This window comes from Roseateles sp. Mitsp63 (genome assembly GCF_059491535.1).
This window is the reverse complement of record NZ_CP168509.1, coordinates 3672891-3699014: the sequence shown is the minus strand read 5'-3', so window position 1 is coordinate 3699014 and position 26124 is coordinate 3672891. Positions and strand designations below refer to the sequence as shown.

At 73.6% G+C, this 26124-nt stretch carries 14 protein-coding genes; 5 read left to right on the top strand and 9 right to left on the bottom strand.

Annotated elements, in window-relative coordinates; all coding sequences use genetic code 11:
• Positions 1–42: 42 nt before the first annotated feature.
• Positions 43–1131: a glycosyltransferase gene (locus tag ACEN96_RS16180; RefSeq protein WP_495584117.1), complete on the top strand. Its 1089-nt coding sequence runs from the start codon at positions 43–45 to the stop codon at positions 1129–1131.
• Here the strand turns inward: ACEN96_RS16180 and ACEN96_RS16175 are convergent.
• Together ACEN96_RS16175 and ACEN96_RS16170 are read right to left on the bottom strand one after the other, a co-directional pair.
• On the bottom strand, positions 1122–2174 hold the full coding sequence (locus ACEN96_RS16175) for an ATP-binding protein (RefSeq protein WP_495588622.1): 1053 nt from the start codon (positions 2172–2174) through the stop codon (positions 1122–1124). The two genes, ACEN96_RS16180 and ACEN96_RS16175, sit on opposite strands and share 10 nt — an antisense overlap.
• A 101-nt stretch (positions 2175–2275) precedes the next feature.
• Positions 2276–2986 carry a response regulator gene (locus ACEN96_RS16170; protein WP_495584116.1) on the bottom strand — a complete coding sequence of 237 codons (711 nt, stop codon included), beginning with the start codon at positions 2984–2986 and terminating at the stop codon, positions 2276–2278.
• Between the two features lie 147 nt (positions 2987–3133).
• Between ACEN96_RS16170 and ACEN96_RS16165 the strand changes: the two genes are divergently transcribed.
• The 4 genes from ACEN96_RS16165 (at position 3134) to ACEN96_RS16150 (ending at position 10369) form a co-directional block, all read left to right on the top strand.
• Positions 3134–4339, top strand: a complete 1206-nt coding sequence (locus ACEN96_RS16165) for an efflux RND transporter periplasmic adaptor subunit (protein ID WP_495584115.1) — start codon at positions 3134–3136, stop codon at positions 4337–4339.
• A gap of 15 nt (positions 4340–4354) precedes the next feature.
• Positions 4355–7507 carry a multidrug efflux RND transporter permease subunit gene (locus tag ACEN96_RS16160; protein WP_495584114.1) on the top strand — a complete coding sequence of 1051 codons (3153 nt, stop codon included), beginning with the start codon at positions 4355–4357 and terminating at the stop codon, positions 7505–7507.
• On the top strand, positions 7504–8922 hold the full coding sequence (locus ACEN96_RS16155) for an efflux transporter outer membrane subunit (protein ID WP_495584113.1): 1419 nt from the start codon (positions 7504–7506) through the stop codon (positions 8920–8922). The genes ACEN96_RS16160 and ACEN96_RS16155 overlap by 4 nt, the downstream gene beginning before the upstream one ends.
• Positions 8923–9103: 181 nt before the next feature.
• Complete coding sequence (locus tag ACEN96_RS16150) at positions 9104–10369, top strand: ABC transporter substrate-binding protein (protein ID WP_495584112.1); 1266 nt, start codon at positions 9104–9106, stop codon at positions 10367–10369.
• A 31-nt stretch (positions 10370–10400) separates the two neighbouring features.
• On the opposite strand, the gene ACEN96_RS16145 is transcribed toward ACEN96_RS16150, so the two are convergent.
• Genes ACEN96_RS16145 through ACEN96_RS16115 form a run of 7 tightly spaced genes read right to left on the bottom strand, consistent with a single transcriptional unit; the run spans position 10401 to position 26119 of the window.
• Complete coding sequence (locus tag ACEN96_RS16145) at positions 10401–11972, bottom strand: eCIS core domain-containing protein (RefSeq protein WP_495584111.1); 1572 nt, start codon at positions 11970–11972, stop codon at positions 10401–10403.
• Positions 11969–14572, bottom strand: coding sequence for an Ig domain-containing protein (locus tag ACEN96_RS16140; protein ID WP_495584110.1), 2604 nt, complete (start codon positions 14570–14572; stop codon positions 11969–11971). Before ACEN96_RS16140 ends, ACEN96_RS16145 begins: the two co-directional genes overlap by 4 nt.
• Positions 14569–16005 (bottom strand): ATP-binding protein, encoded by a 1437-nt coding sequence (locus tag ACEN96_RS16135; protein WP_495584109.1) that lies wholly within the window; start codon positions 16003–16005, stop codon positions 14569–14571. Before ACEN96_RS16135 ends, ACEN96_RS16140 begins: the two co-directional genes overlap by 4 nt.
• A complete protein-coding gene (locus ACEN96_RS16130; RefSeq protein ID WP_495584108.1) occupies positions 15989–18628 on the bottom strand; it encodes a contractile injection system tape measure protein in 2640 nt (879 codons plus the stop codon). Before ACEN96_RS16130 ends, ACEN96_RS16135 begins: the two co-directional genes overlap by 17 nt.
• Positions 18625–21363: a hypothetical protein gene (locus tag ACEN96_RS16125; RefSeq protein WP_495584107.1), complete on the bottom strand. Its 2739-nt coding sequence runs from the start codon at positions 21361–21363 to the stop codon at positions 18625–18627. Before ACEN96_RS16125 ends, ACEN96_RS16130 begins: the two co-directional genes overlap by 4 nt.
• A complete protein-coding gene (locus ACEN96_RS16120) occupies positions 21360–22235 on the bottom strand; it encodes a hypothetical protein (protein ID WP_495584106.1) in 876 nt (291 codons plus the stop codon). Before ACEN96_RS16120 ends, ACEN96_RS16125 begins: the two co-directional genes overlap by 4 nt.
• The gene (locus ACEN96_RS16115; protein ID WP_495584105.1) at positions 22232–26119 is read right to left on the bottom strand and encodes a baseplate J/gp47 family protein; all 3888 of its coding nucleotides are present in this window, start codon (positions 26117–26119) and stop codon (positions 22232–22234) included. Before ACEN96_RS16115 ends, ACEN96_RS16120 begins: the two co-directional genes overlap by 4 nt.
• Between the last annotated feature and the right edge of the window lie 5 nt (positions 26120–26124).

Below are 26124 nucleotides of genomic sequence, written 5' to 3'. Positions count from 1 at the left end.
CCGTCCACGGACGATCCACACCGGCGGCCCAGACTGGCCGCCATGTCCTCCCCCACGCTCCCTCCGTTGACGATCGTCCACGTCGTCTTCTCGTCCCGGCTGGCCGGCGCCGAGCGTCATGCGTTCGATCTGGCCGCCGCCCAGGCGGCCGCCGGCCATCACGTCCACGTGGTGAGCGGCGGCAGCCCCCGGTTGCGGCGGGTGACGCCGCAAGGCGTGACGCATCACGCCCTGCCGCTCCCGCTGCTGCGCGGGGCACGCCTGGCGGCGCTGGTCCGGCGGCTGGGCGCGGACATCTGCCACGGCCACCTCGGCCCCGCCTGCAAGGCGGTGGCGCGCTGCGCCGACACGATCCGCATCGGCACGCTGCACGTGGGCTACAAGCCGCATCAGCATGAACGGCTGGACGGCCTGATCTGCGTCAATCGCGACCAGTGGGCCACGCTCGGCGCCTACCTGGGCGCCGCGCGCGTCGTCTACAACTGGCCGCCTCAGCCGATGACCGGCCCGCGCGGACCTGGTCTGCGCGAGCAACTCCAGCTCGGCGGCGATCAGGTCCTCGTCGGCACCGTGGCGCGCCTGCACCGGAGCAAGGGCGTCGACCTGCTGATCCGCGCCTTCGCCCAGTACGCGCCCAGCCACGCGGCGCTGGCCATCCTCGGCGAAGGGCCGCAGGAGCGCGAGCTCAAGCGCCTGGCGGGCGGCCACCCGCGCATCCACTTCCTCGGCTTCCGCGAGGACGTCGACGCCGCCCTCGCGGACATGGACCTGTTCGTGTCCCCATCGCGCGAGGAGGCGCTCCCGCTGGCGGTGCTCGAGGCCATGCGCGCCGGCCTGCCCATCCTCGCCACGCGCACCGAAGGCCTGCAGCAGCTGCTGGCCGAGGCCCCCGCCACGTTGGTGCCGGTGGGCGACGTCACCGCGCTCGGCACCGCGCTGCAGGCCCGCATCCGCGGCCTGCGCCTGCCCGGCCACACGCATCAGATCTCCCGCGTGCGCGTCATGTACGACATGGGCCTCTACGACCGCGACAGCGCGATCGCCCGCATCGACTCCTTCTACCGATCGCTGCTGCCGGTGGAGGGCCAGACGCGCCGCCCAGGGCCCTCGCTCGACGGCTCCTACGCCTGAGCGGCGGTCGGCTGCTCCGGCGCCGGCGCGTCGGGCCAGGTCAGCTCGATCGCGGTGCCGCCGAGCGGCGAGGGCACGCAGACCGCATGCCCGCGGTGCCCGCGGGCGATCGCGCCCACCACCGCCAGGCCCAGGCCGCTGCCACCGCTGTCGCGCGAACGCGAGCTGTCCGCGCGCCAGAAGGCCTCGAAGACCCGCTGCGCGACCGCGGCCGGCACGCCCGGTCCCTCGTCCTCGACGCGCAGCACGCAGCTGCCGCCCGACACGCCCGCGTGCACGCGCACCACGCCCGGCACCGCGTACTTCTTGGCGTTCTCCAGCAGCGCCAGCAACACCTGCCGCAGCCGCACCGGATCGCAATGCGCCCGGGTCGGCGGCAGGTCCAGCTCGATGCGCTGGCCCGAGGCGGCCATCGCGTGCTCGTACACGTCGACCACCTTGCGGACCTCCTCGCCAAGGTCGGTCTCGACGATCTGCAGATGCAGGTGGCCGCTCTCCGACAGCCCCAGCGTGCGCAGGTCCTCGATCAGCCGCGTCAGCCCCTCGACCTGCGCAAGCAGCTTGCTGAACTGCTCCTGCGACGGCGTGAAGACGCCATCGGCCAGCCCTTGCAGCCGGCCGCGCAGGATGGTCACCGGGGTGCGCAGCTCATGCGCGATGGCGGCGTTCCACTGCGCCTTCTCGTGCGTGATGCGCTCGAGCTGGTCGGCCATCGAGTTGAAGTCCTCGGCCAGCCGCGAGGCCTCGCCCAGCGACAGGTCGCCGCCGACGGCCCGCGCGCTCAGGTCGCCCGCCGCGACGCGCCGGATGCAGTCGGCCACCGAGTTCAAGGGCACCAGGATGCGCCGCGCCAGCCGCGACGCGACCCAGCCCGCGCCGGTCATCGCGGCCACCGTGGTCGCGATCATCCACACGATCTCCGGCGAGGAGAGCTCCCAGTTGTCCGTCTCCATCAGCTCCGGCCGCACTTGCGCCAGCACGTAATAGAACGCGAACGAGGTGCCGATCACCATCAGCGTCACCCAGAACGCGACGGTCGTCATCGCGCGCACGAGCTCGCGGCTGAGGCCGCCGGCGCGCGCCGCGCTCGCGCCGTCGGGCCTGGCCTCGAGGCGGCGGCCGTCGGCGGTCCGGCTCTCGACGTTCATTCGACGCCCCGGAAGCGGTAGCCGACGCCGCGCACGCTGGCGGGGACGCCATCGATGCCCAGGTCCTCGAGCTTCTTGCGCAGCTTGCTGATGTGGCTGTCGACGGTGCGCTCCAGCGCGTCACCCTCGGGCAGGCAGGCCTCGAGCAGCTCGGCGCGGCTGTAGGCGCGCTTGGGATGGCGCGCCATCTCGGCCAGCAGCCGGAACTCCGTCAGCGTCAGCGTGAGCGGCTGCGCCTGGCCCTCGACATCGACGGTGGCGACGTGGTTCTCGAGATCGATCTCGAATGGCGCGACGCGCAGCACCTGGCCCGGCGGGCGGCTGGGCCGGCCCGCGCGGCGCAGCACCGCGTGCACGCGGGCCACCACCTCGGCGGGGTTGAAGGGCTTGACGACATAGTCGTCGGCGCCGATGCGCAACCCGGTCAGCTTGTCGACGTCCTGGTCCAGCGCGGTCAGCATGATCACCGGCGTGTCGCCGCGCTGGCGGATCGCGGCCAGCACCTGCCAGCCATCCAGCAGCGGCATCTGCACGTCCAGCAGCACGAGGTCGGGCTTGAGCGCCTGGTGGGATTCGAGGCCGCGCCGGCCATCGGTGGCGCGCACGGTGCGCAGGCCCTCGCGCTCGAGGTAGGCCTGCAGGATGTCGGCGATCTCGGGCTCGTCCTCGACGATCAGCACCAGCGAACTGTTCAGGGTATCCGTCATGGAGCCGGATTCTCACTCCGGCGGCGGCGATCCACCGAATCTCCATCCTTCCTCAGCCGGCCCTCCATCCAGGCCTTCCAGACTCCACGGCTGCGGCGACATGACCGGTCGCCACGATCTTCCAGAAGTCTGAAAGCAGTGAATCACATGAATCATCGATCGCCATGGATCCGGCGCGGCACGGGCGCGCTGGGACTGAGCCTGCTGAGCGCCTGCGGCATGGAAGCCGCCGAGATGCCGGCGGCGGTGCCGCCGGCAGTGACCATCACCACGGTCCAGCCGGAGACGATCGCGGTGACCGAGGTGTTCCCCGGCCGCGTCGCCGCGCTGCGCGTGGCCGAGATCCGCCCGCAGGTCAGCGGCATCGTGCAGCGCCGCCTGTTCGAGCAGGGCGCCGAGGTGCGCGCCGGGCAGCCGCTGTTCGCGATCAACGCCGCGCCGTTCAAGGCCGAGGCCAGGGTCGCCGCCGCCGCGCTCGAGCGCGCCGAGGCCGCGCTGGCCCGCGCGCAGCAGCAGGTCGACCGCCTCGCGCCGCTGGCCAGGGCCGAGGCCGTGAGCCGCCAGTCCTACGACGACGCGCTCACCGGGCGCGACCTGGCGGCCGCCGATGTCGCGCAGGCCCGCGCCACGCACGAGCGGCGCAAGCTCGACGTCGCGTTCTCCACCGTCGACGCGCCGATCTCCGGCCGCATCGACCAGGCGATGCAGACCGAGGGCGCCCTGGTGGCGGCCGGCGACAGCACGCCGATGGCGCGCATCGTGCAGATCGACCAGGTCTATGTCGACGTGCGCCAGCCCGCCTCCGCGCTCGGCGCGATCCGCCAGCAGCTCGAGGCCGGCGGCGCCAGGGGCCGCGCGGCGGCGGCGGTGCCCGTCACCGTGCTGAGGTCCGGCGGCGAGCCGATGGACCTGAAGGCGCGCGTGCTGTTCTCCGGCATGTCCGTGGACATGGGCACCGGCGACGTGCTGCTGCGCGTGCTGGTCGAGAACCCGAAGCGCGAGCTGCTGCCCGGCATGTTCGTGCGGGCGCGCCTGCCGATGGCCCGCTACGACGCCGCGCTGCGCGTGCCGCAGCAGTCCGTGCTGCGCGGCCCGGCCGGCGCGCAGGTCTGGGTGCTGACGCCCGCCAACGAGGCCCGCCTGGTGGACGTCACGCTCGGCGAGCTGACCGATCACCACTACCGCATCGCCGGCGGCCTGCGCGCGGGCGATCGCGTCGTGGTCACCGGCATGGACCGCCTGAGCGCGGGCGTGAAGGTGGACGTGGCGACCGCCAGCGTGGCCAGCGCCGCCAGCGCCGCGAGCGCGGCCGGCACGCCGGTCGCCGCTGCGCCGGCCGCCGCCGTGCGCTGAGGACGGAGCGCCAACATGCCCCAGTTCTTCATCCAGCGGCCCATCTTCGCGTGGGTCATCGCGCTGTTCATCGTGCTGTTCGGCCTGATCGCGATCCCGCAGCTGCCGATCGCGCGCTATCCGTCCGTCGCGCCGCCGTCGGTGACGATCTCCGCCTCCTATCCCGGCGCCACGCCGCAGGCGATGAACGATGGCGTCATCGGGCTCATCGAGCGCGAGCTGTCCAGCGTCAAGCACCTGCTGTACTTCGAGTCCTCCGCCGATTCCTCCGGCGAGGCCAGCATCACCGCGACCTTCAAGCCGGGCACCGATCCGGAGATGGCGCAGGTCGACGTGCAGAACAAGATCAAGGCCGTGGAGGCGCGGCTGCCGCAGTCGGTGCGCCAGAACGGCCTGAACATCGAATCGTCCTCGTCCGGCTTCCTGATGATCATCGGCCTGCGCTCGGACGACGGCCGCGTCGGCGAGACCGCGCTGAGCGACTACCTGGCGCGCAACACCGTCGAGGAACTGCGCCGCATCGAGGGCGTGGGCCGCGTGCAGCTGTTCGGCGCCGAGCAGGCGCTGCGCGTCTGGGTCGACCCGTCCCGGCTGATCGGCTACGGCCTGTCGATGGCCGACGTCAACGCCGCCATCGCGCGCCAGAACGTGCAGATCGCGCCGGGACGCCTGGGCGACGCGCCCGCCGTCGCCGGCCAGCGCGTCACCGTGCCGCTGACCGTGCAGGGCCAGCTGGAATCGCCCGAGCAGTTCGCGGCGCTGGTGCTGCGCGCCAATCCGGACGGCTCCAAGCTGCTGCTGCGCGATGTCGCCAAGGTCGAGATCGGCTCGCAGTCCTACAACTTCATGAGCACCGAGGACGGCAAGACCGCCTCCGCGATGGGCATCCAGCTCGCGCCCGGCGGCAACGCGGTCAAGACCGCGCAGGCGGTGCTGGACCGGCTCGAGCAGCTCAAGCCCTCGCTGCCGCGCGGGCTGAGCTACTCGGTGCCGTTCGAGACCGCGCCCTTCGTCAAGATCTCGATCGAGAAGGTCGTGCACACGCTGCTCGAGGCGATGGTGCTGGTCTTCCTGGTCATGTACCTGTTCCTGCAGAACGTGCGCTACACGCTGATCCCGGCCATCGTGGCGCCGATCGCGCTGCTCGGGACGATGGCGGTGATGCTGGTGGCGGGCTTCTCGATCAACGTGCTGACGATGTTCGGCATGGTGCTGGCGATCGGCATCATCGTGGACGACGCCATCGTGGTGGTCGAGAACGTCGAGCGCCTGATGGCCGAGGAGGGCCTGGGGCCGCGCGAGGCCACGATCAAGGCGATGAAGGAGATCACCGGCGCCGTCATCGGCATCACGCTGGTGCTGACGGCGGTGTTCCTGCCGATGGCCTTCTCCAGCGGCTCGGTCGGCGTGATCTACAAGCAGTTCACGCTGTCGATGGCGGTGTCCATCCTGTTCTCCGCCTTCCTGGCGCTGAGCCTGACGCCGGCGCTGTGCGCCACGCTGCTCAAGCCGATCCCGGCCGGCCACCACGACAGGCGCGGCTTCTTCGGCTGGTTCAACCGCCGCTTCGACCGGCTGACGCGCCGCTATGAATCGGGCGTGGGCAAGCTGGTCGCGCGCAGCGGCCGGATGATGCTGGTCTTCGTCGCGCTGTCGGCCGCGCTGGCCGGCGCGCTGCGCCTGCTGCCGTCGTCCTTCCTGCCGGAGGAGGACCAGGGCTACTTCATGACGATGTTCCAGCTGCCGCCGGACGCGACGATCGAGCGCACGATGGCGTCCATCCACGCCTACGACCGCCACCTGGCGACGCGGCCGGGCATCGCCTCCAACATGTCGGTGGTGGGTTACGGCTTCTCGGGCAATGGGCCGAACGCGGCCATGGCCTTCACGATGATGAAGCCCTGGAAGGACCGCGGCGGCGCCACCACCGCCGACGAGGCCGCCCGCGCGCAGGCCGCGATGGCCGGCACCGAGGGCCTGTCGATGAGCCTGATGCCGCCGGCGATCGAGGAACTCGGCAATTCCTACGGCTTCACGATGCGGCTGGTCGACCAGGCCAACCAGGGCGTGGAGGCGCTGCAGGCGGCGCAGGCCCGGCTGCTGGAGCTGGCGGCGCAGAGCCGGCTGGTCGCCGGCGTCTACCCCGACGGCCTGCCGCCGGGGCGCAGCGTGAAGCTGTCGATCGATCGCCAGAAGGCGCAGGCGCTGGGCGTCGAGTTCAACGACATCAGCGACACCATCTCGACCGCGATGGGCTCGCAGTACGTCAACGACTTTCCCAACCGCGGCCGCATGCAGCAGGTGATCGTGCAGGCCGACGCGTCCTCGCGCATGCAGCTCGAGGACCTGCTCAAGCTGACGGTGCGCAACGGCGCCGGCGGCCTGGTGCGGCTGTCCGAGGTGGTGACGCCCGAGTGGCGCGAGACGCCGCTGCAGCTGGTCCGCTACCAGGGCTACCTGGCCGCGCGGATCTCGGGCAGCGCCAACTATCCGGCCTCCAGCGGCGAGGCGATGGCCGAGATGGAGCGCCTCGTGGCGCAGCTGCCGCCGGGCTTCGCGGTCGCGTGGACCGGCCAGTCGCTGCAGGAGCGCGAGTCCGCCGCCGAGGCGCCGATGCTGCTGGCGCTGTCGATGCTGGTGGTCTTCCTGGTGCTGGCCGCGCTCTACGAGAGCTGGTCCATCCCGGTGTCGGTGATGCTGGTCGTGCCGCTGGGCCTGATCGGCGCGGTCGCCGCGGTGTTCCTGCGCGGGCTGCCGAACGACGTGTTCTTCAAGGTCGGGATGATCACCGTCATCGGCCTGTCGGCGAAGAACGCGATCCTGATCGTCGAGTTCGCCAAGCAGCTGCGCGAGGAGGGCAAGGGTCTGGTGGAGGCGGTGGTCACGGCCGCGCGGCTGCGGCTGCGTCCGATCCTGATGACCTCGCTGGCTTTCGTGCTGGGCGTGGTGCCGCTGGTGATGGCCTCGGGCGCGAGCGCCGAGACCCAGCACGCGATCGGCACCGGCGTGCTCGGCGGCATGCTGAGCGCGACCGTGCTCGCCATCCTCTTCGTCCCGGTCTTCTTCGTCTTCGTGATGCGCCTGACCGAGCGCGTCGCCGCCTGGCGCGGCCGCCGCGCCGGCAGCGCGGGTCACGAGACTTCCGCCAACGCCCGGGAGCACGCATGAAGCGGCTGACCGTTCCAAGCCTGCCGGCGCTCGCGCTGGTGGCCGCGGCGCTGGCCGCGCTGCTGGCCGGCTGCTCGATGACGCCGCCACTGACGCGGCCCGAGAGCCCGATTCCATCGCAGTACCCGCCCCACGAGCATGCGGTGACCGACTCGATGGCCGCCGACATCGGCTGGCGATCGATGTTCAACGACGCGCGGCTGCAGCGGCTGATCGAGATCGCGCTGAAGAACAACCGCGACCTGCGCCTGGCCGCGCTGAACGTGGAGATGGTCCGCGCGCAGTACGACATCCGCAAGGCGGCGGAGCTGCCGCAGCTCGGCGCGGCCGCGAACGTGACCCGCGAGCGCGCCAACACGGGCGGCACGGCGCTCACGCAGACCCAGGCAGGCGTCAGCGTCGGCATCACGGCCTTCGAGCTGGATCTGTTCGGACGCGTGCGCGCGCAGTCCGAGGCGGCGCTGGCGCGCTACCTCGCGTCGGAGCAGGGCCGTCATGCGGCCCAGATCTCGCTGGTCGGCGCGGTGGCCGAGGCCTACTTCGCGGAGCGCCTGGCGCAGGCGCAGCTCGAGCTGTCCGCCCGGACCGTCGAGGACTGGCGCGGCTCGCTGCAGCTGGTGCGCCAGCTCAAGGCCGCCAACCAGACCGGCGCGCTGGAACTGGCGCAGGCCGAGGCGCAGGTCGCGACCTCCGAGGCCGACCGCGAGGCGCGCCAGCGCGAGGCGGAGAACCGCGCCCATGCGCTCGCGCTGCTGATCGGCCAGGAGCTGCCCGGCGATCTGCCCGAGGGCGCGTCGCTGATGGCCGATTCGGTCATCACGCGGCTGCCGGCGGGGCTGCCGTCGCAGCTGCTGGCGCGCCGGCCGGATCTTCGCCAGGCGGAGCTGGGGCTGGTCGCGGCGAATGCCGAGATCGGCGTCGCCCGCGCGGCCTTCTTCCCGCGCATCGCGCTCACGGCCTCGGTGGGCACGGCGAGTCCCGGCCTGAAGGGGCTGTTCAAGGGCGGGTCCGGCGTCTGGTCCTTCGCGCCGCAATTGACGCAGCCGCTGTTCCCGAACGGCGACCTGAAGGCGGAGCTGCGGCTCGCGGAACTGCGCAAGACCGGCGCGGTGCTGGAGTACGAACGCGCGGTGCAGACGGCCTTCCGCGAGGTCTCCGACGGGCTGACCGGCCAGGAGCGCTACGCGCGCCAGGCCCAGGCGCAGCAGCGCGCGGTGCAGGCCGCGGACCGCCGCGCGGCGCTGGCGGAACTGCGCTACCGCGCGGGCGTCGACAGCCGCCTGGAAGTGCTCGACGCGCAGCGCCAGCTGTACGCGGCGCGTCAGGCGGTGCTGGACCTGCGCAAGGAGGAGATCGCCCATGCGATCGCGCTCTACAAGGCGCTGGGAGGCGGGCTCGAGGAGCGCGGCGGCTGAGGCGGCGAGGCCACGGCCGAGCGCCTCGGTGCGCTCGGCCACACTGCGCGGGGCGTGGCGGACGCCTGTTTACCGGGCCCGCCTAAACAACCGGAAAAGTCCCGCGACCCGGTTGACCCCTGGCAAGGAGGCTCCAAGAATCTCCCCCCACCACCCACGTGGACACAAGAGGAGACAACGCATGAAGACGAACATCTGGACCCGCCGCGGCTTGATCGCGGCGGCGGTCGCGACGCTGGGCGCGATGGCCGCGCCGGCGCGGGCCGGCGACCTGGAGGTGCTGCACTGGTGGACCAGCGGCGGCGAGGCCAAGGCCATCTCCGGCCTGAAGGACGTGCTGCAGGCCAAGGGCCATCACTGGAAGGACTTCGCCGTCGCCGGCGGGGCGGGCGACGCGGCGATGACGGTGCTGAAGTCGCGCGCGATCTCGGGCAACGCGCCCACGGCCGCGCAGATCAAGGGCCCGCTGCTGCAGGACTGGGCGGCCGAGGGCATGCTCGCCAACATCGACGACGTGGCCAAGGCCGAGCGCTGGGACGAGCTGCTGCTGCCGGTGATCAGCAACATCGTGAAGTACCAGGGCCACTACATCGCGGTGCCGGTCAACGTGCACCGGGTCAACTGGCTGTGGATCAACCCCGAGGTGATGAAGAAGGCCGGCGTGAAGCCGCCGACGACCTGGGACGAGTTCTTCACCGCCGCCGACGCGCTGAAGAAGGCGGGCGTGACGCCGCTGGCGCATGGCGGGCAGTCCTGGCAGGACTTCACCACCTTCGAGACGGTCGTGCTGGGCACGGGCGGGCCGGAGTTCTATCGCAAGGCGCTGGTGCAGCTCGATCCGGCGAGCCTGAAGAGCCCGACGATGGAGAAGTCGCTGACGACCTTCCGGCGCCTGAAGGCCTACACCGACCGCAACGCGCCGGGCCGTGACTGGAACCTCGCCACGGCGATGGTGATGAAGGGCGATGCCGCGATGCAGATCATGGGCGACTGGGCCAAGGGCGAGTTCCTGGCGGCGGGCAAGGTCGCGGGCAAGGACTTCCTGTGCGTGCCGGCGCCCGGCACGGCCAAGGGCTATACGTTCAACGTCGACTCGTTCGCGATGTTCAAGGTCAAGGGCGAGGCCAACCAGCAGGCGCAGCGCGACATGGCTTCGGCCATCCTGTCGCCGGCGGTGCAGGAGTCCTTCAACCTGGAGAAGGGCTCGATCCCGGTGCGCAAGGGCGTCAACCTGTCCAGGTACGACGACTGCGCCAAGACCTCGGCGGCGGACTTCGCCGAGGCGGGCAAGGCCGGCACGCTGCTGCCCTCGATCGCGCACGGCATGGCGGTCAAGGCGGCCGCCGAAGGCGCGATCAAGGACGTGGTCAGCCAGTTCTGGAACACCCCGGCCATCACGCCCGCCCAGGCGATGGACCGGCTGGTGGCGGCCTCGAAGACGCAGTGACCGTCGAAGCGGCCGGGAGGGCTCGCCGGCCTCAGTTCTGCAGCTCGTCCCGCTTGGTGACCATCAAGTCGCCTCGCTTGGACTTGCCGGCGTGATAGTCCGTCTGCGGTCCCTCGCTGCCGGCCCATTGCTCGGCGACCGCCTCCTTGGGCACGTCGCCGGTGACGATCTCCATGTTGCGATAGCCGCTGCGGATCACGGTGTTCTCGCGCTTGGAGGCCGACACCTTGGGCTTGAAGGTGCCGCCGGCCCGGCTCGCCTTCAGGCCGATCGACGTCAGCGAGCCCTTGGCGAGCGGGATCTTGTGTCCGCCCTCTGACTCGGGCGCGAGACGCCATTGCGCGCCGAGCTGGGTCTGGTCGACCTTGGACAGGTCCGTCAGGATCGCGCCCTTGGACAGCGCGCCGAAGCTGTAGTGCTTGTTGCTGAGGATGGGCCGCTTCGTCGACGTGTGGCTGAAAGCGAACTGGTGCCCCCCGCCTCCAACGCTCTGCTGCAGGAACTCCCGCTGGCCCCAGGTCAGCGGGGTGCGGGTCCTTTTCAGGTCCACGTTCTTTTCGTTCACCGCGGCGGTGTCGGTGCTGGCGCCGGTGGGCTGCATGCCGCCGTCCGGCTCGTCTTCGTCATTGAGTTCCCGCCGGACATAGCGGGGAATGAAGGTGCCCCGGGTGTCCTTCACGTATTCCTTGCCGTTGTCCGTGCGCTTGAACACGTTGCCGCCGGCCGAGGCCCCGTAGTACGCGTCACCGGTCACGAGCGCTTCCGACACGCCGAAACTGCGGGCCAGCCCCCGCACTTCCTGCTCATAGGTCTTGCGGGCCAAGGCGATCGCCGCGTTGTAGGAGTCGTCCGAAGCGGGATCGGTCACGCCGGCCGCGTTCTGCGCCCAGCTCGCGGTCGCGACCTGCTTGCTGTCCTTCTTCCTCTGCTTGATCTCCGCCAGCATGGTCGACAGCTCGTCGCGCTCGACCTGGCTCATCCGCGTGACGTGGCGATGGTCGAGGTCGATCCGCCCCTTGCGCTGCACCGTTCCCGCCGTGGGTGCGGCAGGCCCGCGCGCGGGCTCGACGGCCGCGCGCTGCGCCGCCGTCCCTGTCATCGCCTTCGCGCCCATCGCATCCGCCTCGCGTTCCAGGTGCTCGTGGTCATTGACCGGCACGCCGCCCCCCATCGTCAGCGTCGGCTTCACGCGCCCCTGGGCCTGCTGGACCACGTGCCAGGCCTCGTGCGGCAGGTGCTTCTCCTGACCCGGCGCGAGGTGGATGTCGCGGCCCTGCGCGTAGGCATGGGCCTCGAGCTGGGCCGGCTTGGACGAGCCGTAATGCACGCGCACGTCGCCCAGGCTCATGCCGGAGAGCGCCTCCATGCCCGCGCGCAGCGGCGCGGGCAGGCCGCCTCTGCCGGGATCGGGCGCGGACTGTCGCTGCACGGTCTCCGCGCCCGCGGCGGCCGGCCGCGCCTCGCCCTGGCGCAGCCGCGCGAGCTGGGCCGCCTGGCCGGCGATGCGCGCGCTGTCCGCCGGCGCGCTCGGGCCGTCGACCTGATCGGCGGCGGCAGGCTGTCGCGCGGACGTTTTCGCCGCCTGGGTGTCGTGGTCCTTCATGGCTTCTCCACCGTGCGTTTCAACAAGGCCGTCACCAGGAACACGGCCAGCGCCACCACCAGCGCGCCGAGCAGCGCCGTGCCGTTGCGCAGGAAGGCCATCGCCGGATCGCAGGCCGCCAGGGCGAAGGCCACCAGCGCCGGCGGCAGCCCCGCCAGCAGCGCGACGCGGCCGTAACGGCGCCGCCATTCGCAATTGAGCTGCAGCGCGATCCAGATGACCAGCCCCGCCAGCACCAGCAGCTCCAGCGCGAGCCGCACCGCCCAGCGATGCGGGCACACCCAGTCGCAGAGCAGCGTCATCGGCGCGGGCGACGGCGCGGGCCCGAAGGTGGCGCGCAGCGCCTGGAAGGTCTCGCGGCCGGCCGCGGGCGTGGGCCAGAAGGCGACGCCGCCGAAGTTGTCCTGCGCGTAGACCAGGTCGTCGCCCAGCTGTTGCTGGTCCACGGCCGGGAATTGCAGCACCGGCACGATGCTGCGCAGGAAGGCGCGGCGCGTCGTGCCGTGCAGCACCGCGCTGTCCTCGACGATGCGCCGCAACTGCCGCTTGGTGTCGGAGGTCGGCTCCGGCAGCGGGACCAGGAAGCGCAGCTCGACATTGCTGCGGCGGCGATAGTCGGACAGGTCCGCGACCACGCGGCCGTTGTGCAGCTCCGGCTGCTCCACCGCGGCGAGCAGCTCATACAGCGCCGGGACCTGGAAGGCCGCCAGGCCGCCGTCCTTGGGCGCCACCATCGCCGGCAGGGGCACCACGAGGTTGATCGTGTAGCTGCGCCCGGGATGGCGTGCCATCACCTCGGCCAGGGCACGGACGTAGGCGGGATAGAACTCCTCGAAGCGCGCGAGTTCCCTGGCGTCCGTGGGCAGCTCGTCGACCACGAGCGTGATGCCGTCGCCCACGTACTGCCGCTCGGCGAAGAACGGCATCCACGCCTTGACCGTCTGCCACCATCCCGGCAGCGGCGTGTCGATGATTCCCCAGGCCCGCTCGGCGAGCTGGCGCGGGATCTGCTGCCGCGCCAGCTTCCACTCGTCCGGCGAAGGCGCCGTGATGAAGCGCCAGTTCCTGGCATAGAGCGTCAGGTCGAGCTGCGTCCCGTGGCTGCGGGCGGCGCGCAGCAGGGCGGTGGTGTCGGGATCGCTCTCCCACCGCTTGGGCAGGATCAGGTCGCCGGCCAGCGGCAGCGCGAAGACGTTGAGCCGGTTCACGAAGGCGAAATCGATCGGCTGCGCGGTGTCCGCGTCCTTCCAGAACGGCAGGAAGGCATACAGCGGGTTGTCGCCGCGCGGCGCGGCGCAGCTGCAGCCGGCCTCGTCCTGCCAGAGCATCTTCTCCGGGGGCACCAGCGGCTCCTCGCGCCGGGCGGCGCCGACGAGCCACGCCGTCAGACCCGGCGGCAGCAGCCAGCCCCGCATCTGCGCCGGCTTGAGCTCGCCCTTCGCCGCGGCGGCCAGCGTCTTCTCATGCGCCTCGGCGCTTTCCTCCGCTTCCTTGAGGCAGGCGGCCACGCGCTCGTCGACATCGGGCAGTTGCGCGTTGCGCCGCCGGGCGTCGTTCACGAGCAGCTGCGCCACGTGCCGGCAGACCCGCACCCGCACCGCCCGTTCGAACAACTGGGCCGAGAGATAGTCCTGCTCCAGCATCGGCGCCAGGATGGCTTCGAGCTGGGCCTGCTGCGTGTCCGTCCATTTCAGCTGCGGCGGCACGGCCGGCGGTGGCGGCGCTGGCCGTCCCGGCGCCGAGGCCGGCTCGGCGGGGGCGGGCGGTGCGGGCGGTTCCACCGCCGCCACGGGCTCCATCGGGCCGGCGCCGGCGCTGTCGCTCGCGCCGGTGGCAGCGGCCGCCGCGGCGGTGGCCGCGATGTGATCCTTCAGCGCATCGAAGGCGTTGCTGGAGAGCCGGTAGATCAGCGCGGTCGGCACGCTGGGCGCCTGCAGGCCGGTCCGGGGATCGAAGGGCACGGCGTCGCTGGCGGGCGCGGACGGCGCCGGCGCCGCGGCGGCTGGCTTGCGCGCGGCGGCCGCGCGGACCTGCAGGTCGAAGGCCTGCTGCAGCGCGGCGCCGCCGCGATCCTGCACCGACACGACAAAGCGCGCGACCTGCGGCCGCTCGGGCGTGCCGGCGATCATCCCGCGCGAGCCCAGGGTCAGGCCTTGCGGCAGGGCGCCGTCCACCAGCGTGAACTTGTAGGGTGGCCGCCCGCCTTCGGCGGCGATGGCCTGGGTGTACTCGCGGCCCTGCGTGGCGGCGGGCAGCGATTCCGGCGGGCGGGCAAGGCGCAACGGTTCGCCCGCGCCGCAGCAGGCGGAGCCGCAGGCCTCGGCCGACCCGCCGGGCAGCAGGGAGGTCTCCTTCGGCAAGGCGCAGGCGGCGGACGCCGCGGCGGCGGGCAGCGCAGGCACTGTCACCGGCGCTGGCGCCGGGGCGGACGCCGGCGCGGAGGCCATGGCGGAGGCCGGTGCCGCCGCGGCCGCCGGCGGCGATGCGCCCCCCGCCTGCCCGGCGAGGCCAGCCCAGAGCAGCGCCATCCCGCCGATCACCCAGGCGCGTCCACGCCGCCCGGCCGCGCCGGTCCGTCCCCCGTGCTCATGCCTGCTCACAGCGTCCTCCCTTCCTTGCGCAGCTCGCGCGCGATGCCGGCGCGCAGCTCCGACGGCGAGATCTGGTCGCCGCCGCGGCGCCGGCTCGCCAGCGCGGCATGGCGGATCACGTTGGCGATGGCGCCGCCCGACAGCTCATAGCGCTGCGCCACGCCATCCAGGTCGACGTCCGCGGCCCAATGGCGGGCCGGCAGCATGCCCCGCCACAAGCGCAGCCGCTGGCCGGCATCGGGCAGCGGGAAATACACCATCGACTGGAAGCGCCGCGAGAACGCCTCGTCCAGATTGCCGCGCAGGTTGCTCGCCAGGATCACGACGCCGGGGAAGTCCTCGACGCGCTGCAGCAGGTAGGCGATCTCCTGGTTGGCGTGGTGGTCGTTGGCGTTCTGCGCCGCGCCGCGCTTGCCGAACAGCGCGTCGGCCTCGTCGAAGAACAGCACCCAGCGCCGGTTCTGCGCCTGGTCGAAGACACGGGCCAGGTTCTTCTCGGTCTCGCCGATGTACTTGGAGACCACCATCGACAGATCGATGCGGTACACGTCCGCGCCGGCCGACTGCCCGATCAGGGTCGCGGTCAGCGTCTTGCCGGTGCCCGGCGGCCCGTGGAACAGCGCGCGATAGCCGGGCTTCAGCGCGCGCGCCAGCTGCCAGTCGCGCATCAGCGTGGCGCCCTCGCTCATCCAGGCGCGGATCTGGCCGACCTCGTCCATCACCTCGGGCGCCAGCACCAGGTCGTCCCAGTGCAGCGCGCTGGTGATGCGGCGTGCCGGGAACTGCAGGCTCTGGTCGGGCTTGTCGGCATCGCCGGAGCACAGGCGCTGCAGCGCCTCGCCGCTGATCAGCAGCAGGCCCGCCAGGCGCGGCTCGCCTGGCGGCGCGCTGTCCAGCCGCAGGTAGCCCGCGTCCGTCACCGGATGCGGGCCGTCGAGCCAGGCCATCAGCGCGAAGCGCGCCGGCAGTTCGTCGCCGGCGACCAGGAAGGCCGCCGTCTCGCCCGTGGGCAGGAAGCCGCCATGCGCCTGCGCGCGGATGCCGCCGAACTCGGTGAAGCCGCGATCCAGGTTCTGGTTGCGCATGAACAGCAGATCCAGCGCGGCGGGCCGCAGATGCGGGGCCAGCGCGAGCGCCAGCACCAGCCGCTGCGGCGGCGTCAGCGCGAAGGCCTCGACCCAGCGGCCGAGCTCGCTGCCTTCGGGCAGCGCGGGCGGCGGGTCGAGCTCGGCGAGAAAAGTCCCCGCGGCCTCGAAGACCTCGTGGCGGGGAAGACCGCCGGCGGTCTCGTCGCTCTCGTCGTCGTCATCGCCGTCCTCGTCCGCGCGTGCCGGCCTGCCATGCCGGAAGTGCCGCGCCAGGCGCCGGTCCAGCGCATGGGACAGCCAGTCCAGCTCGGCCCGCAGCGCGCGCGCGTGCGGCGTGTCAGCGCCATTCCACATGCAGCGCTCCTTGCATCCAGGGCAGGCGAATCGTGTGGAAGCTCCACGGCAGCCGGTCCAGCAGCACGTCGAAGCCGCGTGTCTGCACGCGCAGCCGCCAGCGCGCCGGATCGCCGCCGCGCGGCGGCTCTTCCCACAGCCGGCCCTGGCGCTGGAGGAAGCTCTCGCGCAGCCCCGCGACCGAGGTGCGGCCCACCGCCGACCAGTGCGCGATCACGGCGCCCAGCAGCTGTTCGAGCAAGGTCAGACGCTCGCCGCCCAGCGGCTCGGGGACCGGCAGCACCTCGTGCGGGGACACGCCGCACAGCAGGCGCGACAGCGCGGTGCAGGACTCGTCCGGCGGCGCCGGCTCGGGGCCGTGGCACAGCGCCTGCAGGCATTGCACGCCGACGGCGCGCGCGCTGTCGTCGACGAAGCGGCCGTTGTCGACCAGGCGCAGGTGCTTGAAGAGGCGCTCCGCGTAGGCGGCGAGCAGCACCTGGCCGGCATCGTCGACCCAGACGGGCTGGCGCTCGGTGGCGCGCGCCGGCGCGGAGGCTGGCGCGACCGCCAGCACCGCGGGCTCGGGCGGCAATTCGTCCTGGTAGTGCCGCCGCAGCGAGGCCGCGTCCGGGCTCAGGCCGCGGATGAACAGGTGATGGCACAGCCGCCGCCAGTGCTCGGCCAGCGCGGCGGCGGGCTCGCGCACCAGTCCGCGCAGCCAGCTCGCGAGCCGCCCGGCGCGCTGCCGCAGCGGCGCCGTCAGCGCGCCGAACTGCGCCTGCAGCAGGTGCCAGCGGCGCTCCTCGGTGAACAGCCGCAGCCAGCGCTCGCAGCCCAGTGGCGTCTCCAGCAGCCGGGCCAGGCGCAGCCGCTGCGGCCAGTGCCAGCGGCCCGCGCGGCAGTCGCGCTCGAGGTGGAGCAGGGCGCGGCTGGTCGCGTCCGTGGCAGTGCCGGCGCCGCCCTCCGTGCCGACATCCGCGCCGACATCCGCGCCGACATCGGCACCACGCCGGCGGGACGGCGGGGCCGCTTCGCCGCGCGTGGCCGCCGGTTCGGCGGGCCGCGGCCGGTCGATGGCCTCGGCCTGGGGCGCCGGGTCGAACTCGCCGCGCTCCCAGTCGAGCCAGGCGCGGCGCCACAGCGACAGCCAGCCGGAGTGCTGATCCGGCAACCGGTGGCCCTCGACCAGATGACGCAGGCTCGCCTGCATCAGCAGCGCCTGCAACCGGCCCAGGCCGGGACGCCGGCTCGCCGGCGCCTCCGCCTGCAGGCGCAAGGCGGCCTGGCGCAGCGACTCCGCCCAATGCAGGCGCGCCGAGCCGCTCAGTCCGGGCGCTGGCCGCGGGCTCATCGCCGTGAGCACGAGCGCCATGCCGGCGGGCGCGAGCGCCAGCGACCAGGCGCGGCGCTCGCGCCGCTGCAGCGCCCAGCCGCGCAGGCGGCGTCTGAGCTGCAGCGGATGCGAGGCCGCGAGCTGCGTCAGCAGATGCCGCAGGCGCTCTTCCTGTCCGGGGCGTCGCTGGCGCAGCAGGGCCTGCAGCCGCAGCAGCGCCTGTTCCCAGGTGCGCCCCGGTGACAGGGCGGCATCGCCCTCCGGCTCGCGATCGATCGGCGTGTTCGTGTCGCCGCCCGCCAGCAGCGCGGCGATGCCGCCGGAACGCACGGCATGCACCGCGTCCTCGACGGTGCCGGTGGCGTGGGGCGGGGCGGCGCTGGCTAGTCCGCCGATCGCCTCCCGCCATCCACCGCCGAGCGCCCCGGCGATCAGCGCGCGCCAGGCCGCCAGCAGCGCGCGCCGTCCGCGGCCGCCGAGCCCCGCGCCGCGCGCATCCCACAGCTGCGTCAGGGCCGCCGCGCGCAGGGCCTGTTGCAGGCGCGCGCGCTGGTAGGCGCTCAGGCGCCCGCGTCCCTGCAACGGCAGCAGCACCTCGTCGTCCATGCGCGCCAGCGTCCCCGCGAGCCGCTCGTCCCGCTGCGCGATCAGCGCGTGCAGCCCGTCATGCGGGCTGATCGCCGACAGCCGCGCGAGCAGCCGGTCCCGCGCCGGATCCTGCTGCAGCGCGCGCCACAGCGCCGCGCCATGGCGAACCGCCAAGCCCGCGAGCCAGCCCGACAGCGCGCGCCGGCCATGCAGGTTCAGGCCCCAGGGCAATTGGCCGTGGCGCAGGTAATGCAGGAACTGTCCGATCTCATGCCGGTCCGCGCCCTCGCGCCGGATCGCGAGCGCGGGGTGGACGTCGCCGTCCTCGCCCAGGCCGCCACCTTCGGCGCCGCCAGCGCCGCCAGCGCCGCCAGCGCCGCCAGCGCCGCCAGCGCCGCCAGCGCCGCCAGCGCCGCCAGCGCTGCCCGCTCCACTGCGCGCGGCACGCGCGAGCTCTCCTCGCAGCGACGCGGTGAGCCGTTCCCGCCACTGCGCCTCGCCTTGATGGCGGTCCAGCGCGCCGAGGTCCAGCGTGAGCCGGGGCAGCACCCACACCTCGCCGGCCGGGCAGGCGTCCTCGAAGCAGGCCTCGATGGCCGCGAAACCTTCGCGGCGCAGGAAGCTCATCAGGCGGCGATGCAGCTCCTGTCCGCCGCTGGCCGAGCGCGCGCTGCGATGGGCGAGCTCCACGCGCAGGGTCTCGATGCGATGCGTGCTCATCGGCGGTCCCTCGCCGTGGCGGCATCCGGCGCGGGCCGTCCCGCCGCATGGCGGCGCCGCTGACGCCGATGCCAGCCCTCCAGCCACCGGCTCAGCGCCAAGGCCGCGTTGTCGAGCTCGGCGAGCGCGGCGGGCTCCGGATCGCCGTCGAGCCGCGCCTGCTCATGCGCCTGGCGCCGCTGCAGCCACGCGCGCCACAGCGGCTCGAAGGCCAGCATGTCCAGCGCGTCCAGCCACAGCAGCTCGCAATGCAGGTGGATGGGCGCTTCGCGCTCCACGGCCTGGGCGGCGAGCATGCGAAAACGGGCATCGGCGCCGCGCGCGGTCCAGCCGCTGAGGACGATGCTCACGCGCTGGTCGGCATCGGTGACATCGGGCAGATCGGACCCTTCTGGCAGCGGCGCCGCGAGCGGCCGCAGCAGCAGATGCTCGACCAGGTGCAGGCCTTCGCCGTCCGCCTGCAGCAGACAGGCCGCGGCATGCAGCTCGCGCGCGAAGGCCACCGCCTCGGCCGCTTCGACGTCGTCGGCGATCACCCAATCCCGATCCGTGTCGTCCGTGGCCAGGCGCAGGGACCGCGCCCGCGCGTCATGACGGAAGCGCGAGGGATCGACCGCCGCGCGCAGCACGCGCAGCGGGAAGCGGGCCAGCCCGTGTCGCCGCGTCCATGCGATCAACCGGCCCGCGAGCCGTGTCCAGTCCACGTCGCCCGCCGGCAGCCGGGGCACGCGGGGATCGAGCAGGGCCTGCGCGGCGTCGGTACGCGATGTCCGCGCGAGGCTGGGCCGCGCGGCATCGCGGCGCGGGTCGACGATCGTCCGCGCGTCGTCGCGACGGACCGTGCCTTCACGGCGCCGCGATCGCGGGCCGTCGCGACCGAGCTGAAGTCCAGCCGAGGCCAGACGCGCGAGCACGCGCGTCAGCGGCCGGCTTTCCGTCTTCGCCAGACCCAGCAGCAGCCCCAGGCGCTCCTGGAGGGGCGGCGTGTTGCCGGCGCTGCCGAGCAGGGGCTGGCTGTAGTCCGCGCCCGCGCCGCGATCGCGGCCCAGGCGGATCACGCGCCGCATGAACTGCCGCTTCAGCGCCAGCAGGTGCAGCGGCCAGGCCTCCGGCGTGAAGTAGCAGGGCAGTCCGTCCAGCACCGAGACATCGAGCGCCTCGCCATGCAGCGCCAGCTGGAAGTCGAGGAAGCGATGGCGCCGGTCCAGCCGCTCGGCGTCCAGCGCGGGATCGTCCTGCGCCTGACGCCGATCGCGCAGATGGAGCGCCTCGACACCGGGCAACTGCGCGTCGCCCGGCCATTCATGCCAATAGCTGCGCGGGTCGGGATCGTCGAGGGCGAACAGGCGCGGCAGCTGCTCGCGCTGCTGCTGGACCTGGTTCAGTCCGAGTTCCAGCAGCGCGGCGTAGCCGGTCCATTGCGCATGCAGGCCGGGCTGCGCCGCGTCGCGCAGGCGCAGGGCCTCGTGGTAGAGCGGCGGCAGCGCGCTGGTGGCGGCGAGATGACCGTCTCGGCGCGCGGGCAGCGGCGGCGGCGGATCGGGCGGCACGGGCAGGAGCTCGCTCGATCCCAGCGTGCCCCACGGGCCCGCTTCGCCGCGGCCGCCCGCGGCGGCGCCCATGCCGCCGCGCCGCGCCGCCATGTCGCGCGCGTGATCGACGCGGCGCTGCAGCGCCAACTGGGCCAGCAGCGCCTCCTCGGGCAGCTGCACGCGCAGGCCGTCGCGCCGCACCACCCAGCCGCGCAGATCGTCCGGCGTGGCCGGCCAGCGCAGCCGCAGCGCCCAGTCCTTGCCGCGCCGGGCGACGCTGCCGGGCGGCGCGGCTGCATCCTCGGGCCGGTCGTCGCCGGCATCGAGCCCGCGCAGCCGCAGGCCGTCCACGCTTGCCACGCCGGGCACCGCCTGCAGCAGCCGGGCCAGGTCGCTCGCATAGAGGAAGTCGTCGTCCTCGGCGAGCCATTGGCGCTCGGCGCGCGTCGTCGGCCGGCCCATCGGACCCGCCGGAAGATCCGGATCGTCCTCCAGGGGCGCGGGCGCCTCGGGATCGTCCTGACCGTCGACCGGCGTCTGCAACTGGCGCGACACGCCGGCGTCGCAGCGCCGCAGCACTTCGGCGAGCAGGTCGCCCGGCTCGCGCTCCCCGGTGATGCTGAGCTGGATCTCCAGCCGCACCCACCGCGGCCGCAGCAGCCGCGGCGCCTCGGCCAGGTCCTCGCCGAGCGAACGCGCCGCGCGGAAAGCCCGCAGCGCGCGCTCGCGCAGCAGGCGGTCCGCGTCGGGCTGTTCCGCGCTGGCCTGCAGCGTCAGCCGCCACAGCCCGAGCGGCCGCCCGCGCCAGTCGCGCAGCGCGTTCATCGCCAGTTGCCGCGAGCCCGGCAGCGCCCGCAGCAGCCACAGCCGCCAGTCGGCTTCGCTGACCGGCCGGCAGGGCAGCAGCGCGTCGCGGTCGTGCAGGCCGAGCCGCTCCCAGGCCGGCAACCCGTCGCGCTCGCCCAGGCCCAGCAGCGCCGGCACCGGCCGCCGCGCGGCGAACACGTCCTCGGTGAGCGCGAAGCACAGCGCCTCCAGCAGGCTGACGCCGGGGTCATGGAGGTTGTAGTCGGTCCAGAGCTCGCCGCTGGCGGCCTGGGCCCGCTCGATGGCCAGCGCGCGCAGCGCGTCGAAGCCGAGCGGATCGGGCTCGGTGCGCCGCGTGATCGTGCGCGGCGGCGGCGAGGTGAACGGCGCATTCATCGATCGAGGGCCCGGAAGGGATCGGACGCCGCGTCGGACTGGTGCATCTCCGGCCAGAACCAGAGCTGCGTGAGCTGCACGCGCAGCGGGACGTCGTCGCCGAAGCGGCAGCCGCTGCGGATCTGCAGCCGGTAGCTGGCGTCGCGGCCCTGGCTGCCGAGCCAGCGCAGCTCGATGCGGTCGCAGCGCCGGCCCCACCAGGCCTGCGTCTGCCGGATGCCGCGGCGGCTGCCCCGGCTGGGGAACCAGCTCGGCGTCGGGTTGTAGGTGCTCAGCGCGACCGCGTGCACCAGGCCGAAATGGCCGCTGTGCTTCAGCCCCGCGCCGGCCATCACCTCGAAGCCCTGGCAGCCCTGCAGCGGCGGCGTCAGGTCATGCCACCGGCCGTCGGCCTTGAGCTCGTCGCGCAGCTTCTGCGGAATCGGCAGATGGCCCAGGCGGCCCTCGGCGGCCGCCACGCCGCGCACGTCCAGCCGCGCGCAAGGATCCTCGGTGCCCAGGCCGACCCGCTGCCGCGCATCCAGCGTCATCGCCGGCGGCGGCGGCGTGTCGGGCGAGGCGGCCGCCGCGGCCCCTGCGGCCGCGGCGGCGCCGGGCTCGGTCCTCGCCACCGCGTGGAACTGCAGCTGGTTGTTGACCTGCCCCAGCCGCACCTGCCACAGCGGATCGTCGGGCTGCTGGTCGCGGTAGAAGCTGATCAGCGCGTCGTGGCCGATCGGGGCGTAGAGCTGCTCGCCATGTTCGACGGTCTTGCGGAAGCCCTCGTCGTTCATGTTGAGCATGGAATCGATGAGCGCCTCGAAATGCCGCTGCGACGGCATCTGGCCGTCGCGGAAATAGTTCTTGAGGGTTTCGCGGTTGACGGTCTTCATGCCACGGCCCGCCCGATGATGAAGCTGCCGCCGACGCTCAGCTGCGCCAGGCCGCTGACGGCCGGTTGCTCGCCGGGGTCGCCGGTGAGTTCGAGCAGATGGCCGCGCGTGGGCAGCGCCAGGCTCCAGGGCGCGCGCGGGCGCAGCGCGCGGTCGCCGCGCGCGGAGTCGCCCAGGCGGAACATCCCCGTGTCGTCGCGCGTGACGTGCAGCAGCGAGGCCCCGCCCACCGCCTCGACGCCGGGCTGCGCGCGCAGGAAGGCCTCGATCTCCTCGGCGCGCACGCGCCAGTCGAAGCGCGCGGTCAGGCCGCCCGGGCGCCAGGGCGAGAAGAAATCGCGCAAGGCCTGGTTGAGTTCGCGCAGCCGGCGGCCGGCGGGTTCGCCGGGACTCAGGCGCAGCGCGCAGCGGACCTGGATGCGGTCGTAGGTGGCGTTGCGGACCAGCAGGCGATGGCCGGGCGCGATGCGCGGCAGCAGGAAGCGCCGCACGCGCAGCAGCGTGGCGGCGTCCAGCCGCGGTCCCTCGGTGCCGTCGACCTCATGGCCCGGCGGCAGCGCGGGCACCACGACGACGATGACGCGGTCCCCGGACGGATCGCGCGGCCCGGCCCCCTGGCCATGCGCGGCGGACAGCGGCAGGCACTTGACCTTGAACACCTGCGGGAAGGCCTCCAGCACCAGGCGCTCGACGTCGCCCGGCGTGACGGCGCGGTCGCGATGACGCATCCGCTCGGCCACGCGCTGCTTCCAGGCCGGCCGGTCCTCCGCCATGCGCTGCGGCAGCGAGGGCCAGGGCTGATGGATGCCGGCCAGCCCCGGCACCGGCGTCTGCGCCGCGCGGATGCTGCCGGGCGGCAGCACCTCGTCGCGCGGCGGCCCTTCCAGCCGCACCGCCACGCCGTTGACCCACACGCCACGGGCGGCGGCCAGCAGGTCGAGCTGGCCATCGCCGAGCAGCCGCAGCCAGAACAGGCCCGGCGGCAGCGAAGGGCAGTCGGCGCTCAGGCCATCGGGCAGGTCGAGCAGCACCAGCCCGCTGCGCAGCAGGCCGTCGGTCGCGTCGAGCAGCACGCGATGCGGCTCCAGCGCGCGCCAGTCGCCGCCGCACCAGGTCTCCCAGCGCAGCGCGGGCGCGGGCCGGCCGAGCGCCTCGAGCGCCGACTCCGCGCGCAGCAGGAACAGCAGGCTCAGCGTGCCCGACGGCGCCTGGCCCGCCAGGCCGATCAGCAACTGGCCATCGGCCGGCTCGGCCGGCAGCACGGAGACCGGATGCCGCCGCGGCAGCGAGCGCAGCGGCTGAACACCGAAGGGCGCCAGATGGAAGAGGCGGCTCTGCGCGGGATCGGCGGCCGCGCCGGGCAGGTCGGCGCCGAGCGGCCGCGCGGTGATGCGCTCCTGCGCGGCGTAGTCGATGCGCAGGAACTCCAGCACCGGCGTGTAGGGCGGCAGGGGCAGCGGGAGCGGCTCCTTGCGGCGGCTGTTCTGCGTCAGGCGCTCGCCGAGCACGCGCGGATAGAGCGCATGGCCGAAGGCATCGGCGGGACCGTCGAGCTTCAGGCGGAAGAAGCCCTGCCGGCTGCGCAGCGAGTAGTCGGCGCTCGTGGCCTCGGGCTGCGGCGCATGCAGGCTCAGCCAGGCGGGCGAGGACAGGTCCAGCGCCTGGTCCGCTGGCGGCTGGCCGCCGCCGGCGGCGGGGAACAGCGCCATCGGCGGCTGGCCGGCGTCCTGCCAGCGGCCATCGCGCAGCAGTTCGGCGCGGACGCGGAAGGCCTCGGGCGTCCACGGATCGTCCGGGTAGCCGGCGTACTGCTCGGCGAAGGCGATCGCCGGCAGTCCCGCGAAGCGCAGCCGCGCGCGCAGGCGCGTCAGCGGCTTGCGCATCAGCTCGACATGGCTGAACTGCAGGTAGGCGCTGGTGTCGGGCAGCGGGCCGAAGGGCATGAAGGGCTTGCTGGGATCGAGCTGCCCGAGCTGGTTGTAGAGCTGCACCGAGCGCAGTCCCTGCACCTCGACCTGGACGCGCACCGCGGCCAGCGTCAGCTGCTGCAGCAGGCTGGCGGGGAACAGTCGGCTGCGGCCCTCGAGCACCAGCTGCAGCACCGGCTGCTCCGGCCAGCCGGGCCCGTGGACATCGGGCTTCGCGACGCCGATGGCGGGCAGGTCGGCCCCGAGCTGCAGCCGCAGTTGCAGGCCTCGCGGTCCGTCGGTGGGCCAGGCCACCAGGGCCGCGCCCAGTTCCAGCCAGCCGGTGTCGCTGCTGGCGCGGACGCGCCAGGCGTCGTGGAAGACGCGGTTGAAGATCAGCGAGCGCTCCAGCGGCTGATCGCTGTAGAGCATCGCCAGCGGGTCGTCGACGTCCACCGGCGGGGCCCGCAGGCCACCGCGCTCGAGCACGCGGCGCGCATGCCGGCGCAGCAGCGCGAGCGCGCGCTCGTCGAAGGCCTCGGAGGTCGCGCACAGCCAGACCGCCAGCAGCCGGCCGAGCCGCCTGGGCAGCGCGGCGGGATCGGCGCTCGCCAGGCAGCGCGCCCAGAGATAGGCCAGCCACGGCCGGTCCGCCAACGAGGGGCAGAGACGGCGCACGCGCGTCAGCAGACGGTCCGCGCTTTCGCGCGGTCCTGGTTCCGCCTGTTCCGAGGCCTCCTGCGCCATCGCCTCGAAACGCGCGACTTCGGCGAAGCGATCCTCCATGCCGCCGGCCGGCAGCGCCGGACCGGCGATCTCCAGGTTCAGTTGAATGCGCCGCGTCCCTTCGCGCAGCAGCAGGAGCGCGGATGCGATCGCCAGGCCGATCCGGGCCGCATGAGCCCCCGGCCCGCCGCCGAGCGGTGACCAGGCCGGCGAGCGCGGCTCGGCCGCGGCTTCCGGCGTCGGCGGATCGATGCCGGCGGCGACGATGGCGCTGGCATAGCCGTACTCGCGCTGCGGTGAGATCAGCGGATCGCGGAGCTGCCGCAGCGTCAGCAGGCGCGCCACGCGCGAGGGCTGCAGCGCGGGCGCCTGCTCGACGGCGAAGCTGCGGCCGCCGCGCGGCAGCGCGGCCACGAAGCGCTGCGAGGGGTCCAGCGGCATGGGCTCGGCGAGCAGTGGCGCGGCGTCCAGCACCAGCCAGACGCGCTGCGCGCCGGCTGGCAGCCGCGGCAGCGCGAGCCGCTCGGCGTAGTAGTGGTCGACCAGCCGCTCGTCGAAGGCGTTCAGCGGCGCGCGGCTGGCCTGCAGCAGCTGGGTCCAGGCGAGCAGCAGGCCGGCCGCCGGATCGTGGCGGCCGCCGGCCAGCGCCGGTTCGATGCGGATCGCGGCGGATTCGCGCAGCCGCTGCAGCACCCGGCACAGCGCCAGCCACAGCAGCCGGATGTCGGCGGGACCCGGTGCGGGGCGCCCGGGATCGGCGGTGGAGGCCGAGGTGGCCAGCCAGTCGGCATGCCAGGCGCGCGGATCGGCGATCAGCGGGCGCAGGCGCGGGCCGAGCTGGGTCCGCAGCACCTCGCGCAGCCAGGCCGCCAGCGGGCGGAACAGCGTGTCGTCCGCGGCCGCCGCCTCGGCGGCGTCCCGCAGCGCGGCGTACCAGCGGTCCAGCCGCTGCGCCAGGCCCAGGCAGGCTCCGCGCAGCGCCTCGTCGAGCCAGGGTCCGTCGCCGCGCAGCCGTTCCTGCCATTGCGCCACCGGCAGCGTCGCCAGCTCGGCCAGCAGCAGGGCGCCGTCGCCGGCCAGGGTGTCGCCCCAGCGGCCGGCGGGCCGTCCCTGCGCGTCGACGAAGCGCAGCTGGCGCGCCATCGCCAGCGTGCGCGCGAGCCGCGCGGCCACGTCCTGCTCGTCGGGCCGCGCGTAGCCCGGCGCCAGCGCCGGCGGCAGCCGTTGGTCCTGTTGAGCGCCTGGATGCATCGCGT